13 protein-coding genes are annotated in these 16,542 nt (G+C 61.6%); 8 read left to right on the top strand and 5 right to left on the bottom strand.

Annotation, left to right across the window (positions count from 1 at the left end):
* Positions 1-16: 16 nt before the first annotated feature.
* The 4 genes from J2Y39_RS06715 to J2Y39_RS06700 all read left to right on the top strand — a co-directional run bounded on the left by J2Y39_RS06715 (position 17) and on the right by J2Y39_RS06700 (position 6,520).
* A complete protein-coding gene (locus J2Y39_RS06715; protein WP_310216151.1) occupies positions 17-1,669 on the top strand; it encodes a VRR-NUC domain-containing protein in 1,653 nt (550 codons plus the stop codon).
* Complete coding sequence (locus J2Y39_RS06710) at positions 1,666-3,996, top strand: ATP-dependent DNA helicase (protein ID WP_310216148.1); 2,331 nt, start codon at positions 1,666-1,668, stop codon at positions 3,994-3,996. The genes J2Y39_RS06715 and J2Y39_RS06710 overlap by 4 nt, the downstream gene beginning before the upstream one ends.
* A complete protein-coding gene (locus tag J2Y39_RS06705) occupies positions 3,989-5,908 on the top strand; it encodes a PAS domain S-box protein (protein WP_310216145.1) in 1,920 nt (639 codons plus the stop codon). Before J2Y39_RS06710 ends, J2Y39_RS06705 begins: the two co-directional genes overlap by 8 nt.
* 78 nt (positions 5,909-5,986) lie before the next feature.
* On the top strand, positions 5,987-6,520 hold the full coding sequence (locus J2Y39_RS06700) for a hypothetical protein (protein WP_016774826.1): 534 nt from the start codon (positions 5,987-5,989) through the stop codon (positions 6,518-6,520).
* A gap of 233 nt (positions 6,521-6,753) precedes the next feature.
* Here J2Y39_RS06700 and J2Y39_RS06695 read toward each other — a convergent pair whose 3' ends face one another.
* The 5 genes from J2Y39_RS06695 to J2Y39_RS06675 form a co-directional block, all read right to left on the bottom strand.
* Positions 6,754-7,047, bottom strand: coding sequence for a hypothetical protein (locus J2Y39_RS06695; RefSeq protein ID WP_039761510.1), 294 nt, complete (start codon positions 7,045-7,047; stop codon positions 6,754-6,756).
* 184 nt (positions 7,048-7,231) lie between these two features.
* Positions 7,232-8,575: a sodium:proton antiporter gene (locus tag J2Y39_RS06690; protein ID WP_236169807.1), complete on the bottom strand. Its 1,344-nt coding sequence runs from the start codon at positions 8,573-8,575 to the stop codon at positions 7,232-7,234.
* A gap of 42 nt (positions 8,576-8,617) precedes the next feature.
* Positions 8,618-9,229 (bottom strand): Yip1 family protein, encoded by a 612-nt coding sequence (locus J2Y39_RS06685; RefSeq protein WP_236169806.1) that lies wholly within the window; start codon positions 9,227-9,229, stop codon positions 8,618-8,620.
* Positions 9,230-9,316: 87 nt separating this feature from the next.
* Positions 9,317-10,174 carry a glucose 1-dehydrogenase gene (locus tag J2Y39_RS06680; protein ID WP_016774822.1) on the bottom strand — a complete coding sequence of 286 codons (858 nt, stop codon included), beginning with the start codon at positions 10,172-10,174 and terminating at the stop codon, positions 9,317-9,319.
* Positions 10,175-10,403: 229 nt separating this feature from the next.
* Positions 10,404-11,558 (bottom strand): MalY/PatB family protein, encoded by a 1,155-nt coding sequence (locus tag J2Y39_RS06675; protein ID WP_236169805.1) that lies wholly within the window; start codon positions 11,556-11,558, stop codon positions 10,404-10,406.
* A 42-nt stretch (positions 11,559-11,600) separates the two neighbouring features.
* Here J2Y39_RS06675 and J2Y39_RS06670 point away from each other — a divergent pair, with 42 nt between their 5' ends.
* The 4 genes from J2Y39_RS06670 to J2Y39_RS06655 are packed head-to-tail and all read left to right on the top strand — an operon-like array spanning position 11,601 to position 16,541.
* Positions 11,601-11,822, top strand: a complete 222-nt coding sequence (locus J2Y39_RS06670) for a hypothetical protein (protein WP_236169804.1) — start codon at positions 11,601-11,603, stop codon at positions 11,820-11,822.
* A gap of 55 nt (positions 11,823-11,877) precedes the next feature.
* Positions 11,878-14,943 carry a formate dehydrogenase-N subunit alpha gene (gene fdnG / locus J2Y39_RS06665; RefSeq protein ID WP_157115948.1) on the top strand — a complete coding sequence of 1,022 codons (3,066 nt, stop codon included), beginning with the start codon at positions 11,878-11,880 and terminating at the stop codon, positions 14,941-14,943.
* A complete protein-coding gene (gene fdxH / locus J2Y39_RS06660; protein ID WP_122698222.1) occupies positions 14,944-15,879 on the top strand; it encodes a formate dehydrogenase subunit beta in 936 nt (311 codons plus the stop codon). It begins immediately after the preceding gene.
* Complete coding sequence (locus J2Y39_RS06655; RefSeq protein WP_310216137.1) at positions 15,876-16,541, top strand: formate dehydrogenase subunit gamma; 666 nt, start codon at positions 15,876-15,878, stop codon at positions 16,539-16,541. Before fdxH ends, J2Y39_RS06655 begins: the two co-directional genes overlap by 4 nt.
* The last annotated feature ends 1 nt before the right edge of the window (position 16,542 follow it).

Genomic DNA, 16,542 nt, shown 5'->3' with positions numbered 1-16,542 from the left:
GTGGCTTTGAATTCCCGTGACCTCCAACCCTCTCGACGATCCGTTCTATTACCTCAACAACTTCCGGCAAGTGCTTGATTGGCTTGGGCTTCGCTATGCCGATGTGATGAGCGCAAGCGAGCACGGCTTCATCCGCGACTTCAACACGCTGCCGCAAGCCTCGCAGGGATTGCTGGTGCGCATGGTCATGCGCAAGGGCATTCACTTTCGCGCGAGCAAACTCAACTATCTGGAAATCGGCGACATTGCCGAGGCGGCGCGGCCGTTGCTCGAACACGGCTGGCTCGACGAACACGCTGCGCTGACCCTGGCAGAGCTGTTTGATGTCCTGCTCAAGGCCGAGCTGCTGCAAGCGTTCGGCACCTTTATAGAACAGCCGAAAGGGCGCAAGGACGAGTGGCTGCCGGTGCTGGCCGAACAGTTCAGCGAGGCGCAGCCCCTGCGTGTCTGGGCGCCGCAACTGGCTGAGCGGCTGTTCAGCCTGACCCTGATGGACCTGTGCGATCGCCTGCGCCTGATGTTCTTCGGCAATCTGTATCAGGACTGGTCGGAGTTCGTGCTGGCCGACCTGGGCATCTTCACTTATGAAAAAGTCGAGTTCTGCGCCGACTCCCGAGGCCTGCGCAGCCGCGAAGACGTCGACGCCTGCCTGTTCCTGCATCAATGCCAGTTGCGCTTTGAAGCCGGTGAAGCGCTGGACGAGATCGTCGAACAGATCGACGCCGTGCAATTCGACAACCCGTGGCTGCGCCGCCGGCAAGCCAAGGCGTTGTTCCAGATCGGCCAGTACGCCGAGCGCATCGGCGACTTTGCCCTGGCCCTGAGTGTTTACCGCGACTGCGCCTACCCGGGCGCACGGCTGCGGATGATCCGTGTGCTCGAACGCTGCGGCGAATATGCATTGGCGCTGGAACTCGGCACGCTGGCCGAACAGGCACCGCAAAGTGCCGCCGAGCAGCAGGGCTTGCAACGCATCGTCCCGCGTCTGCGGCGCAAACTCGGTGGCCCGCCGCTCAAGCGTGCCAAGGCCAGAGAGGTCGAGCGCCTCGACTTGCACTTGCCACGCGTCGATCCGACGCGGTCGGTGGAGTTTCACGTACAAGCGCACTTGCATGCCGATGACGGCCCGGTGCATTACGTCGAGAACAGCCTGATCAATTCACTGTTCGGCCTGTTGTGCTGGCCGGCGATCTTCGCGCCGTTGCCGGGTGCGTTCTTTCACCCGTTCCAGCGCGGCCCGGTGGATCTGCTCAGCGAAGACTTCCTCGAGCGCCGCGCCGAGCTGTTCCAGGCCTGCCTGGGCGAACTCGATGACGGCCGCTACGCCGAGACCATTCGCCAGCGCTTCGTCGACAAGTGGGGCATTCAGTCGCCGTTCGTGTTCTGGGGTGCGCTCAATGAAGCCTTGCTGGAGCAGGCGCTGGCCTGTCTGCCCGCCGAACACTTGAAACACTGGTTCAATCGCCTGCTGCTCGACATCAAGGCCAACCGCGCCGGCATGCCGGACCTTATCCAGTTCTGGCCGCAGCACAAGACCTACCGGATGATCGAAGTCAAAGGCCCCGGCGACCGCTTGCAGGACAATCAACTGCGCTGGCTGGAGTTCTGCCACGAGCACCAGATGCCGGTGGCGGTGTGTTACGTGCAATGGGCGGAGCAGAGCGCTTGAGTTACAGCGTTGCCGTGCGTGCACTGTGCGAGTTCACCGCCAAGACCGGTGATCTCGACCTGCGCTTCACCCCGTCACCGACCGCGCTCGAAGGCATCGTCGGCCATCGCACCGTGGCCTCGCGGCGCAGCGAGCAGTACCAGAGCGAAGTGGCGCTGCAAGGCGAATTCGGCGAGCTGAAGGTCAAGGGCAGGGCGGATGGCTACGACCCGGCGCAAAACTGCCTGGAAGAAGTCAAAACCTATCGCGGCGACCTGAGCAGGCAACCGGCCAATCACCGCCAGTTGCACTGGGCGCAGGCGAAGATCTACGGCTGGTTGATGTGCCAGAAACTGCAACTGCAGCAAATCAATCTGGCGCTGGTGTATTTCGACGTCGTCAGCGAAAAGGAAACCTGCCTGGTCGAATCCCACAGCGCCGAGTCACTCCAGACGTTTTTCACGCAGCAGTGCGGTTTGTTCCTGCAATGGGCCGAGCAGGAAATGGCCCACCGCGAGGCGCGCAATCTGGCCGCGCAGCAACTGGCGTTCCCGCACGCGGATTTTCGTCCCGGCCAACGACATCTGGCCGAATCAGTGTTCAAAGCCGTCAGCACCGGCCGCTGCCTCATGGCCCAGGCGCCGACCGGCATCGGCAAAACCCTTGGCACGCTGTTTCCGATGCTCAAGGCCTTGGCGCCGCAGCAACTGGACAAGGTGTTCTTTCTCACCGCCAAGACTCCCGGACGCAAGCTGGCGCTCGATGCCAGCCAGGTGTTATTCAGGCAAACGCCGGATTTGCCGCTGCGGGTGATGGAAATGGTCGCCCGCGACAAGGCCTGCGAACACCCGGACAAGGCCTGCCACGGTGAATCCTGTCCGTTGGCCCAAGGTTTTTATGATCGCCTGCCGGCTGCCCGCGAATCTGCCAGCCATATCAATCTTCTGGATCAGGCGGCGATGCGTGAAGTCGCCGCGCAGCACAGCGTGTGCCCGTACTATCTCAGTCAGGAAATGGCCCGCTGGGCGGATGTGGTGGTTGCCGACTACAACTATTACTTCGACTTCAGCGCGCTGCTGTTCGGTCTGGCCCAGCTCAATCAGTGGAAAGTCGCGGTGCTCGCCGACGAGGCGCACAACCTGGTCGAGCGCGGCCGGCAGATGTACAGCGCCAGCCTCGACCAGTTCACCCTCGCCAGCGTGCGCAAAACCGCGCCGGCCGCGCTGAAGAATGCCCTGCAACGGGTCAACCGCGAATGGAACGCGCTGCATGCGCCGCAACTGGCGGCGTATCAGGCCTACGACAAGGCGCCGGACAAGCTCCTGCAAGCCATCTCGCTGTGTTGCGCGGCCATTGGCGATTACCTCAACGAACATCCGCAAGGCCTCGACAGCGGTCTGCAGAACTTCTATTTCGACTTGCTGCAATTTGCCCGGGTCGCCGAGCTGTACGACGAGCATTACCTGTTCGATATCAGCAAACGCGACCTCGACCGCAAGCGTCCACTGTCGCAACTGTGCCTGCGCAATGTGGTGCCGGCGGCGTTCATCGGTCCGCGCCTGACAGCGGCGCGCAGCAGTGTGCTGTTCTCGGCCACGCTGAGCCCGCGCAACTACTACGCCGACCTGCTCGGCACGCCCGCCGACACGGTGTGCATCGACGTCGAATCGCCGTTCAGCGCCGAGCAGTTGCAGGTGCACATCGTCAGCCAGATCTCCACGCGTTTTAACCATCGCCAGGCCTCGCTGGAGCCGATCGTCGAGCTGATCGCCCGTCAGTTCAGCGAGCGACCGGGCAACTATCTGGCGTTCTTCAGCAGTTTCGATTACCTGCAACAGGTCGCGACCTTATTGGCCGAGCGCCATCCGCACATCACTCTGTGGCTGCAATCGCGGGGCATGGCCGAGGGCGCGCGGCAGGCGTTTCTCGACCAGTTCAGCGCCGACAGCCAGGGTGTGGGGTTTGCGGTGTTGGGCGGCGCGTTTGGCGAGGGCATCGATTTGCCCGGCGCGCGGCTGATCGGCGCGTTCATCGCCACGCTGGGGCTGGCGCAGCTCAACCCGGTCAACGAGCAGATGAAGCGGCGCATGGCCGCCATTTTTGGCGCCGGCTACGACTACACCTATCTGTACCCGGGCATGCAAAAAGTCGTACAAGCCGCCGGGCGGGTGATTCGCACCCGTGAGGATCGCGGCACGGTCATGCTCATCGACGACCGCTTTGCCGAGAGCCGCATCCAGCAACTGCTGCCGCGCTGGTGGGCGATCAAAAGCGAACCGGCGCTTTTCAAATCGACGGATTCACGCATACTTCAGCCCATGACAGTGGCTGGTGAGTGTGATGAGTGAGAACAACAGAACTGCAGCGATCGAAGACAGCCGTTTCCGGCTGCTGATCGACGCGGTTGTCGACTATGCGATCTACATGATCGACCCCGACGGTACCATCACCAGTTGGAACTCCGGCGCCAAACGCTTCAAAGGTTATGAAGAAGCGGAAATCATCGGCGAGCACTTCTCGCGCTTCTATACCCCTGAAGACCGCGCCAACGGCATGCCGCAACGGGCGCTGGACACAGCGATCCGTGAAGGTCGCTTCGAAGGCGAGGGCTGGCGCGTGCGCAAGGACGGCACGCACTTCTGGTCGCACGTGGTGATCGACCCGATCATCGATCCCAACGGCGAACTGCTCGGTTTCGCCAAGATCACTCGCGACCTCACCGACCGCAAGATGGCCGAGGAAACCCTCAAGCAAAGCGAACAGCAGTTCCGCCTGCTGGTGCAGGGCGTTACCGACTACGCGATCTACATGCTCAGCCCCGAAGGTTGCGTCAGCAACTGGAACCAGGGCGCGCAGCGCATCAAGGGTTACTTGCCGGAAGAAATCATCGGCCAGCATTTTTCGATTTTCTACACCCCCGAAGACCGCGAACTCGGCGAGCCGCAGCGCTCGCTGGAGATTGCCACCCGCGAAGGCCGGTTCGAGAGCCGCAGTTGGCGGATGCGCAAGGACGGCACGCGGTTTCTTGCCCACGTGGTCGTCGATGCGATTCGCGGCGACACCGGCACGCTGCTCGGCTTTGCCAAGATCACCCGCGATGTGACCGAGGCGCACGAGGCGCAGCAAGCCCTGGAAAAGACCCGCGAGGCGTTGTTCCAGGCGCAGAAGATGCAGGCGATCGGCCAACTCAGCGGCGGCATCGCCCATGACTTCAACAACCTGTTGACGGTGATTCTCGGCAATCTCGAGATCGTGCAGAAACGCATCGGCGACGCGCCGAAAATCGCCCGTCTGCTGGAGAACGCCACCCAAGGGGCCTTGCGCGGTGTCTCGCTGACCCAGCGCATGCTGGCCTTCGCCCGGCGTCAGGAACTCAAGACCGAATCGGTGGATATCCCGCAATTGGTGCAAGGCATCACCGGGCTGCTGCGCAGTTCGCTCGGACCGGGCATTCGTATCGAAACGCGCTTTCCCGAAGATCTGCAGCCAGTGCTGGCCGACAGCAATCAGCTGGAACTGGCGATCCTCAATCTCGCCACCAATGCCCGCGATGCCATGCCCGAGGGCGGCACGGTGGTCATTCAGGCGCAAGCCGAAGTGGTACTGGAACAAACTCATTCGACCCTGGCAGCGGGGCGTTACGTCTGCCTGAGTCTGATCGACAGCGGCGAAGGCATGGACGCCGCCACGCTGGCCTGCGCCCGCGATCCGTTCTTCACCACCAAAGGCCTGGGCAAAGGCACCGGGCTCGGTTTGTCGATGGTGCATGGCTTCATCGAGCAGTTGGGCGGGCGCTTTACTCTCAAAAGCGAGAAGGGCCACGGCACGGCGGCCGAACTGTGGATTCCGGTGGCGCTAGAGCAAACGGCCAGTCGCCCGGCGTACAGCAACGCCGCGCCCATTGCGGTCCCAAGGCTCAGCGTGCTGGTGGTCGATGACGATTCGCTGGTGCTGACCAGCACCAGCCTGCTGCTGGAAGACCTCGGCCACCGCGTCATCGGCGCGACCTCCGGCGCCCAGGCGCTGGCGCTGTTCGATCAGGGCGAAGTCATCGATCTGGTGATCACCGACATGGCCATGCCAAAAATGAGCGGCGCGCAACTGGCTCACGCCTTGCGTATGCTCAAGCCGGATCTGCCGATCATTCTCGCCACTGGATACGCCGAACGTTTGGAAGGCTTCGCCGCCGATCTGCCGCGCCTGCCGAAACCGTTCACCCAGTTGAATCTGGTCCAGATCATCGCCCAGTCGATGAAGTGACGCGCTGGTCGATCCGGCTGAACTAGTGCTTACGCGTGCCTTTCCAAAAGTCTTGTTCACTTTTGGAGGGCACGTCTCTTGTCTCGCATATTGACCCAGCCAAGCGCTGTTGAAGAAGCCTTGGCCGAACACGACGCCAAGATGTTTGGCTCACCCAAGGAGCGCCTGGATTTCTATCGCCGGGAAATCCAGTACGAAACCAGCATCCTCGCCAACCGCACCGACGCCTATCTGGCGGCGCAGTCGTTTCTGGTCATTGCTTTCGCCTCGTGCATGGCCAACCTCAATCCCGAGTGGGGCAAGATGTTCACCCTTGTCGTGCCGCCTTTTCTGGCGCTGCTCGGCGTGCTCAGCTCACTGAACGCCTGGCCGGGGATTCGCGCGGCTTACGACATCATTGATCACTGGCACTTCAAACAGAGCCAGTTGCTGCACAGCGAGCCGGTGATGGGCGCGGCGTATGACGAGTCTCCACTGTTCAGCGAAATGGAATCGAGCCACAAGGGCTATCGCAAGTCGCTGCTGTTCTCAGTGCGCACGCCTTGGATTTTTGCGACGTTCTGGGTGATGTTGGGGGTGTATGCGGTGTTTATTCAGGTGACCAATCCTTGAGGTGGATTGGTCGGGGGCAGGGGACAGGTGCTGGATTTTGTGGTGTCTGTGAGATCTTACCCCTCACCCCAGCCCTCTCCCCCAAGGGGGCGAGGGGGAAAGGGAGCAGATCTTCATGCTTTTCAAAATCTACATTCGGCGCGGTATGCCAGGTCGGTGTAGCACGTGAGAACACCTCGGTCAGTCCCCTCTCCCTCGGGGAGAGGGCTAGGGTGAGGGGCTTTTGACTTTTATCACGCGGTTTCCAGCTCACGTCGCGGCGTAACAGCATTCTGCACCGCTGCCGGAATCGGCGGAAAATCCTCATTCAGCACACACAGATGATCAATCGCATCTTCAAATTTCGCATCGGCTTTCTTGCGCAGTGCCCGGTATTGCTCAAAGCGTTCGAAGTCGGTCGGGGTCTGTTCCAGCAGCGCGTTGGCCGCTCGGTTCAGTTCGTGGGCTTCTTCGAACAGTTGACGATTGCGTTCCAGAGCCAGTGCTCTGCAAGCCTTGATTTGCGCAGGAGTCGAGCATTCGTTCATGACTGTGACCTTGTTTGTGTCGGGGTTCCGTTTGATAGGCTGTTCACCGCAGGGGAACCGAACCTGCCGGGTCGCGCTGGATGGTTGGCGCGGTTAAAGGTGTGACCCTTGGGTCGCGCCCGGCGATCCATTTTTTTGTAGAAAAATCTTCGATGATTTTCGGCAAAGCGCAGCGGTTGAAGAATCAGCTTTTTCGTTGCTTCAGACTTTCATAGCGCGCCAGCATCGGCTGTGTGCTGATGCCATGCAGCAGGATACTCAGGGCCACCACCGACAACGTGATGTCGGTACAGACCTTGGCCACGTCGGAATCGAGGCCATGGTTCAGGGCGAAAAACAGATAGAACAGGCTGCCGATGCCACGAATGCCAAACCAGCCGATCAACAAACGCTGCGGCCCGCTGAGCAGATTGCCCCACGGCATCAGCGCCACGCTCAGCGGTCGGATCAGACCGAACAGCACGGCGCCGATCCACAACGCCCGCCAGTCCCAATGCGCAATCAGCACGACGCCGAGCAGGGTCACCAGAAACACTTCCATCGCCCGCTCGACCAGACTGCCGAATGCGAGCATGTCGCCCATCATGATTCCCGCCGCGACCTGGCTGTCTTCCAACTGCTCCGTGTCGCCATGCACGGCGTTCTGTGGTTCGACGTTCTGATGACCGACCACCGGCTGCACCAGATGCTCGGCAGGCGCTTGGGTGATGCCCGTGGATTTCACTTCCTCCTGACGCAGACCCAGGCCAGCAGCGAAGACCGCGAGAAAGCCGTAGCCGCCAATGGCGTCGGCCACCACGTAGGACAGCGCGATCAGCGCGAGGGTCAGGTAATCGTTCGGGCCGAGGGTGCTGTCCTCGTTGTGAATGCGTAGTAACAGAGCGATGCGGCCAATGCCGCGCCCCATCCAGTAACCGGTGAGCAAACCCGCCGGCACCGCCCACAACAGACTGCGAAGCACCCAGTGCTGCCATTCGCCAGCGCTGCCGTCACCGTGCAGCAACAGCAGACCGAGAATCACGAAAGGGAAAGCCACGCCATCATTGAGCCCGGCTTCTCCGGAGAGGCCGAAGCGCACGCTGTCGACGTCCTGCGCATCATTGACCTGCACCAGTGCGGCGAGCACCGGGTCGGTCGGGGCCAGAATCGCGCCGATCAGCAGGGAAGGCCCCCACGGCAATTGCAGGCCCCAATGCAACAGCAGGCACACGCCGATAATCGTCAGAATCATTACCGGCCCGGCCAGACCAAAAGCGATACGCCAGGTCTTGTGGGCCAACGGCAACCGCAGCTTCAGACCGCAGACGAACAGGGAAAAGAGCACCGCGACTTCAGTCAGGTGCTCCATCCACAATGATGATTCTTCCAGCGACAGTTTCAGAAGTTCGAGGCCGCTGGGGCCGATGGCAATGCCCAGCAACAGGCACACTGCCGAGGTCGTAACCGGCATCCAGCGCAACCACGACGACGTCAGGGCCAGCGTCAGCAGCACGGCGCCGAGCACCGCGACCCATATGCCGAAACTCATGACCGCTCACTTCGGTGAATTCTCAAGGACAGGCGCACCGGGTCAGCTCACGGTCGTGCGCAGGTACTCGGGGATGAGCACGTTGAACCACAGCAGAATCATCGACACCAGCATGGTCACCAGCACCAGCACGCCGACGCCCCACACGCACGCCGAATACAACAGGCCTTGCTCCTTGCGCTCATGCATGAAGGTCGGCAGGCCGACGAACAGCAAAAACGTCGAATAGATTGACGCCGCGCCGAGCACCAGAATCGCCAGCCAGCGGCTCGGGTACAGCCCGGCGATCCCGGCGAGGAAAAACGGCGTCACCGTGTAAGCGGCAAAACCGATGCATTGATTCAGCGTTGGTCGCGCATCGAATGAACGCGACATCCATCTGATAAACCCGCCGATAACCGCCACACCGGCGACAATCGTCACGTACAGCAGCACGCTCAATTGCAGGGCGCTGGCCGTGCTCAGGCGCACGTTCTCACCCGCGGCGAGGCTCCAGCCGACTTGAGTGGTGCCGATGAACAGGCACACGGCGGGAATCAACGCGAGCAGCAGCAGATGCGCGAGGTAGTGGCGGGGATGGGTTTCCTCTTCGCGGCGGATATCGGTCCAGGCGAAGTTGGGTTGGGTGAAGAGTCTGACGAGGGGGGCGGACATGACAACCTCCTGTTCCTGTTGGCCCGTAGGCGCTTAAAGGTATGGAGAGATGCCATGCCGCTCGGGTTCAGTTTTTCTGCTGCACGGTTACAGCATCGGTTTGCCGCCGGTCACGCCGTAGCGCTGGCCGGTGATATAGCTGGCTTCGTCGGAGGCCAGCAGCACGTAAATCGGTGCGACTTCCACCGGTTGGCCCGGACGGCCGAGCGGGGTGCTGCCGCCGAAGTTCTGTACTTCTTCGTCGGGCATGGTCGAGACGATCAGCGGCGTCCAGATCGGGCCTGGGGCGACGCTGTTGACGCGAATTTCCTTCGGCCCGAGCATCTGCGCCAGGCCACCGGTGAAGTTGGCGATCGCGCCTTTGGTGGTGGCGTAGGCCAGCAGAGTCGGCTTGGGCATGTCCGAGTTGACCGAGCTGGTGTTGATGATCGACGAACCGGGGCGCATGTGCTTGATCGCCGCCTGGCAGATCCTGAACATGGCGGTGATGTTGACGTCGAAGGTCATCACCCATTCGTCATCGGGGATTTCCTCGAAGTTTTCGTGGGTCATCTGGAACGCGGCGTTGTTGACCAGAATGTCGATGCGGCCAAAGCGCTCGACGGTCTTGTCGACCAGCGCCTGGCACTGAGCCTTTTCGGCGATATCGCCCGGCAGCAGGATGCACTGACGCCCGGCCTGTTCGACCCAGCGTGCGGTTTCCTTGGCGTCTTCGTGTTCATTCAGGTAAGCCACGGCGACGTCGGCGCCTTCACGGGCGAAGGCAATCGCCACCGCGCGACCGATGCCGCTGTCGGCACCGGTGATCAACGCAATCTTGCCGGCGAGGCGGCCGGAACCGACGTAACTTTGCTCGCCGCAGTCTGGATACGGTTCCATCTTGCGTTGCGAGCCGGGCACCGGTTGGGCTTGTTTCGGGAAGGGTGGTTTTGGATAGTCAGTCATCGCAGGGTCTCCTGATTTCAAGGCCAGTGTTCCGGGTTGACCAGGTGGCTTTGCCTTGAGTTCGATCGGATTTGCGCTGGATTTAGTTGGCTATGCAAAACCAATGTGGGAGCGAGCCTGCTCGCGAAAGCGGTCTGTCAGACGATAAATATGTCGACTGACACTGCGCTTTCGCGAGCAGGCTCGCTCCCACAGGGGGTCATTTATACAGGGGAATCTCGGGGCAGGATCAGAGATTGCGATTAGCCAGCGCCCGCTCCATCCGCGCAATCCCTTCTTCGAGCAGTGCCCTCGGGCAACCGAAGTTCAAGCGCACGAACTGCTGATGCCGGTCGCCAAAATCGAGCCCGGCACTCAGCCCGACCTTGCCCTGTTCGAGGAAGAACCGCTGCGGATCCGGCAGGTCCAGCGCCGTGCAATCGAGCCACGCCAGATACGTGCCCTGCGGCACATTGATGGTCACGCCCGGCAGCCGCGTGCGTACGGCGTTCACCAGCCAGTCGCGGTTGGCCTGCAGGTAGATTTTCAATTCCGCGAGCCAAGGCCCGGCTTCGCTGTAGGCGACGCGGGTGGCTTCCATGCCCAGCGGGTTGACGCTGTCGACCATGCCGCAGCGGGCGTGGTTGACGCGTTCGCGCAGCGCGGCGTCCTGAATGATCATGAACGAGGTCTTCAGACCGGCGATGTTGTAGGCCTTGCTCGCCGACATCAGGGTGATCGTGCGCTTGGAAATTTCCGGACTCAGCGAGGCGGTGGGAATGTGCACGCGGCCGTCGAAGCACAGTTCGGCATGAATTTCGTCGGAGATGATCCACGCGTCCTGCGCTGCGCAGATGTCCGCCACTGCCTGCAATTCTTCGCGGGCGAAGACCTTGCCGATCGGGTTGTGCGGGTTGCTCAACAGCAGGGCGCCGCCGCCTTTCAGTGACTCGCGCAGTGCGTCCAATGGCGTGGCGTAAGTGCCATCGGCCTGGGCTTCGAATTGCAGCTCGACCTTGTTCAGGCCCCAGTGGCCCGGCGCATGGCGCAGCGGCGGATAGTTCGGCACTTGCACGACGACATTCTGCTGCGCCTGCACCAAAGCCTTGAGCGCCATGTTGAATCCCGATTCCACGCCCGGCAGGAAAATCAGCTCCTGCGGTTTGACCTGCCATGCGTATTTGTTCCACAGGTCGGCGACGATGGCGTCGCGCAGGTTGTCCTGGGCCACGCTGTAACCGAGTAGCGGGTGCAGCAGGCGCTGTTGCAAGGCTTGGACGATGACCGGCGGCGCGGCGAAATCCATGTCAGCGACCCACATCGGCAACACATCCGTCGGGTAACGGCTCCACTTGGTGCTGCCAGTGTGGTGGCGGTCGAACAGCTGATCAAAATCGAAAGTCATGCATGGTCTCGTCGAGGCGGAGTTGGTTCTGCCGGACATTCTATGCGCAACGCGACCTGTGTGGGAGCGAGCCTGCTCGCGAATACGTCGGGTCAGGCAGCATCGAGTTGGATGACCCAGCGCTTTCGCGAGCAGGCTCGCTCCCACAGGGGGGGTGTGTACTGGCTGGAAATCCGGGCCAGACACCCGACGGTCGGTTTTCACACAATCGGCAAGGTCTTTGTCTACAGTGAAAAAGTCGGCGCCAAGGCGTCGCAACCGTGATTGTCCAGATAAAGCCCGGCACAAGTACCGGGTTCCACCTGATCAGGAGTGCACGATGGATCTCAGCCGTCGTCAGTTCTTCAAGGTCGCCGGTATCGGCCTTGCAGGCTCAAGCCTGGGCGCGTTGGGCATGGCCCCGACAGCGGCCTTCGCCGAGCAGGTGCGTCACTTCAAGCTCGCCCACACCCGTGAAACCCGCAACACCTGCCCGTATTGCTCGGTCGGTTGCGGTTTGATCATGTACAGCCAGGGCGATGCCGGCAAGAACGTGGCGCAAAACATCATTCACATCGAAGGCGATGCCGACCACCCGGTCAATCGCGGCACGCTGTGCCCGAAAGGCGCGGGCCTGCTCGACTTCATTCACAGCCCCGGCCGCTTGCAGTACCCGCAAGTGCGCAAGCCCGGCAGCAATGAATGGACGCGCATCGGCTGGGACGAAGCCCTCGATCGCATCGCCGACCTGATGAAGGCCGACCGCGACGCCAACTTCATCGAGAAAAATGCCAACGGGCAAACGGTGAATCGCTGGCTGACCACCGGTTTTCTCGCGGCATCGGCGGCATCCAACGAAGCCGGCTACATCACTCAGAAGGTGATTCGCAGCCTCGGTCTGCTGGGGTTCGATAACCAGGCGCGTGTCTGACACGGCCCGACGGTGGCAAGTCTTGCCCCGACGTACGGCCGTGGTGCCATGACCAACACCTGGACCGATATCGCCAACGCGAATCTGATCCTGGTGATGGGTGGCAACGCAGCAGAAGCGCATCCGTGCGGCTTCAAATGGGTGACCGAGGCCAAGGCGCACAACGCCGCGCGGCTGATCGTGGTTGACCCGCGTTTTACCCGGACCGCTTCGGTGGCCGACTATTACGCGCCGATCCGCACCGGTACCGACATCGCCTTCATGGGCGGATTGATCAATTACCTGCTGACCGAGGACAAGATCCAGCACGAATACGTGCGCAATTACACCGACGTGTCGTTCATCGTCAAAGCCGGCTATGGCTTCGAAGACGGCCTGTTCAGCGGCTATGACGCGGAAAAACGCAGCTATACCGACAAGTCCGGCTGGGGTTACGAATTCGCCGAGGACGGTTTCGTCCGCGTCGACCCGACCCTGCAAGACCCGCGCTGCGTCTATCAACTGATGAAGCAGCATTACAGCCGCTACAACATCGACCTGGCCAGCCAGATCTGCGGCATGCCCGTCGACGCCATGCAGAAAATCTGGGAAGAGATCGCTACCTGCTCGACACCGGGCAAGACCATGACGATTCTCTATGCCCTCGGCTGGACGCAGCACTCGATCGGCGCGCAGATCATCCGCAGCGCGGCGATGGTGCAACTGCTGTTGGGCAACGTTGGCATGCCCGGCGGTGGCGTCAATGCGCTGCGCGGGCACTCGAACATCCAGGGTCTGACCGATCTCGGCCTGCTGTCCAACGCCTTGCCCGGCTACCTCACGCTGCCCAGCGACAGCGAGCAGGACTACGGTCAGTTCATCTTCAAACGCACGCAGGTTCCGCTCAGACCGGGGCAGCTTTCGTACTGGCAGAACTACAGCAAATTCCACGTCAGCCTGATGAAATCCTGGTACGGCGCCAATGCCACCGCCGAGAACAACTGGCTGTTCGATCATTTGCCGAAGCTCGACATCCCCAACTACGACGTGCTGAAAATGTTCGATCTGATGAGCCAGGGCAAGGTCAACGGCTACTTCTGCCAAGGCTTCAATCCGATCGCTGCGTTACCGGACAAGAACCGCGTGATGGGCGCCTTGGCCAAACTCAAGTGGCTGGTGGTGATGGACCCGCTCGCCACGGAAACCTCGGAGTTCTGGCAGAACGTCGGGCCGTACAACGATGTGAAAACCGCCGAAATCCAGACCGAAGTCATTCGCCTGCCAACCACCTGTTTTGCTGAAGAGGACGGCTCGCTGGTCAACAGCAGCCGCTGGCTGCAATGGCACTGGAAAGGCGCCGACGGCCCCGGCGAAGCGCAGACCGACATTCGCATCATGAGCGAATTGTTCCTGCGCCTGCGCCAGCGTTATCAGAGCGAGGGCGGCAAGTTTCCTGATCCGCTGCTGAAACTGTCGTGGCCGTACAAGATCCCCGACGAGCCTTCGCCGGAAGAACTGGCGCGGGAGATCAACGGCACCGCCGTCAGCGATTTCACCGATGCCAGCGGCGTCACGGTCAAGGCCGGTACGCAACTGGCCGGCTTCGGTTTGCTCAAGGATGACGGCAGCACCGCGTCCGGCTGCTGGATTTTCGCCGGCAGCTGGACCGAGGCCGGTAACCAGATGGCCCGGCGCGATAACGCCGACCCATTCGGCATGCACCAGCATCAGGGCTGGGCGTGGGCGTGGCCGGCGAATCGGCGGATTCTCTACAACCGCGCCTCGGCGGACCCGGCGGGCAAACCGTGGGACCCGAAAAAACGACTGGTGTGGTGGAACGGCAAGGCCTGGACCGGCACCGATGTGCCGGACTACAAGGCCGACGTGCCGCCGGAAGCCGGGATGAATCCGTTCATCATGAACCCCGAAGGCGTGGCCCGGTTCTTCGCCGTGGACAAGATGAACGAAGGGCCATTCCCTGAGCACTACGAGCCGTTCGAAACGCCGATCGGCATCAACCCGCTGCACCCGCAGAACAAGAAGGCCACCAGCAACCCGGCGGCGCGGATCTTCGATTCGGTCTGGGAAACCCTCGGCGAAGCCAAGGACTTCCCGTACGCCGGCACCAGTTACCGGCTTACCGAGCATTTCCATTTCTGGAGCAAGCACTGCAAGTTGAACGCGATTGCCCAGCCCGAGCAGTTCGTGGAGATCGGCGAGGTGCTGGCGAACGAGAAGGGCATCGCTGCCGGTGATCGCGTGCGGGTCAGCTGCAAGCGCGGCTTTATCGAAGCGGTGGCGGTGGTGACCAAACGGATCCGGCCGCTGCAGGTCAACGGCCAGGTCGTGCATCAGATCGGCATCCCGCTGCACTGGGGTTTCACCGGCCTGACGCGTCACGGTTACCTGACCAACACCCTGGTGCCGTTCCTCGGCGATGGCAACACTCAGACCCCGGAATCCAAGTCATTCCTGGTCAACGTGGAGAAACTGTAAATGGCCAGCCAAGACATCATTGCCCGCTCGGCCACCACCACTGCGCCGCCGTCGGTAAGGACTCAGCAGGGCGTTGCCAAGCTGATCGACACGACCAAGTGCATCGGTTGCAAGGCCTGCCAGGTCGCCTGCTCGGAATGGAACGAGCTGCGCGACGAGGTCGGCCACAACCACGGCACCTACGACAATCCGCAGGATCTGACGGCGGATTCGTGGACGCTGATGCGCTTCACCGAGCACGAAACCGACGCCGGTAACCTTGAGTGGCTGATCCGCAAGGACGGCTGCATGCACTGCGCCGAGCCCGGTTGTCTGGCCGCGTGCCCGAGCCCCGGGGCGATCATTCAGCATGCCAACGGCATCGTCGATTTCGATCAGGACCACTGCATTGGCTGTGGCTATTGCATCACCGGTTGCCCGTTCAACATCCCGCGCATTTCGCAGAAGGATCACAAGGCCTACAAATGCACACTGTGTTCCGACCGGGTGGCGGTGGGGCTGGAGCCGGCCTGCGTGAAAACCTGCCCGACCGGCGCGATCGTCTTCGGCACCAAGGAAGACATGAAAGAACACGCCGCCGAACGCATCGTCGACCTGAAAAGCCGTGGCTTTGAAAACGCCGGTTTGTACGACCCGGCAGGCGTTGGTGGCACCCACGTGATGTACGTGCTGCATCACGCCGACACGCCAAAAATCTATGCAGGTTTGCCGGACCATCCGGCGATCAGTCCGCTGGTGGGCTTGTGGAAAGGCATCAGCAAACCCCTCGGCCTGTTGGCGATGGGTGCGGCGGTGCTGGCCGGGTTCTTCCACTATGTGCGCATCGGCCCGAACCGTGTCGAGGAGGATGAACACCCGACGCCACCCGATACCTCGGTGCACGTGGTCGACCCGGCGGTGCACACCTTCGATCCACGCGGGGAGGAGCGGCCATGAGCAACAAGACGATCTTGCGTTACAGCGCCAACCAGCGCACCAATCACTGGCTGGTGGCGATCCTGTTTTTCATGGCCGGGTTGTCCGGGCTGGCGTTGTTTCATCCGTCGCTGTTCTGGCTCAGTAATCTGTTCGGCGGCGGCACCTGGACGCGGATTCTGCACCCGTACATGGGCATCGCCATGTTCGTGCTGTTCCTCGGCCTGGTGTTCAGCTTCTGGCGCACCAATTTCTTCATCGCCAATGATCGCCAGTGGCTGCGGCGGATCAACCGGGTGATGGTCAACGACGAAGAAAGCGTGCCGCCGGTAGGCAAATACAACGCCGGGCAGAAGTTGCTGTTCTGGACTTTACTGCTGTGCATGCTCGCGTTGCTGTTCACCGGGCTGGTGATCTGGCGCGCGTGGTTCAGCGCGTACTTCGGCATCACCACGATCCGCTGGGCCATGCTGCTGCATGCGCTGGCCGGGTTCGTGCTGGTGCTGAGCATCATCGTGCACATCTACGCCGGTTTGTGGATCAAGGGTTCGGTCGACGCCATGTTGCATGGCTGGGTCAGCCGGCCGTGGGCGAGAAAACACCATGAACTGTGGTACCGCGAGGTGACCCGCGACGAACAGCCTCGGGACGTGCCCGAGCGACCGATGACAAAAAAGGGCTGAC

Origin of the sequence: Pseudomonas sp. 2957 (genome assembly GCF_031456345.1) — a bacterium.
Lineage (GTDB): Bacteria > Pseudomonadota > Gammaproteobacteria > Pseudomonadales > Pseudomonadaceae > Aquipseudomonas > Aquipseudomonas siliginis.
Note: the sequence above shows the minus strand (reverse complement) of the source record. Positions and strands in the feature narration are given on the sequence as shown.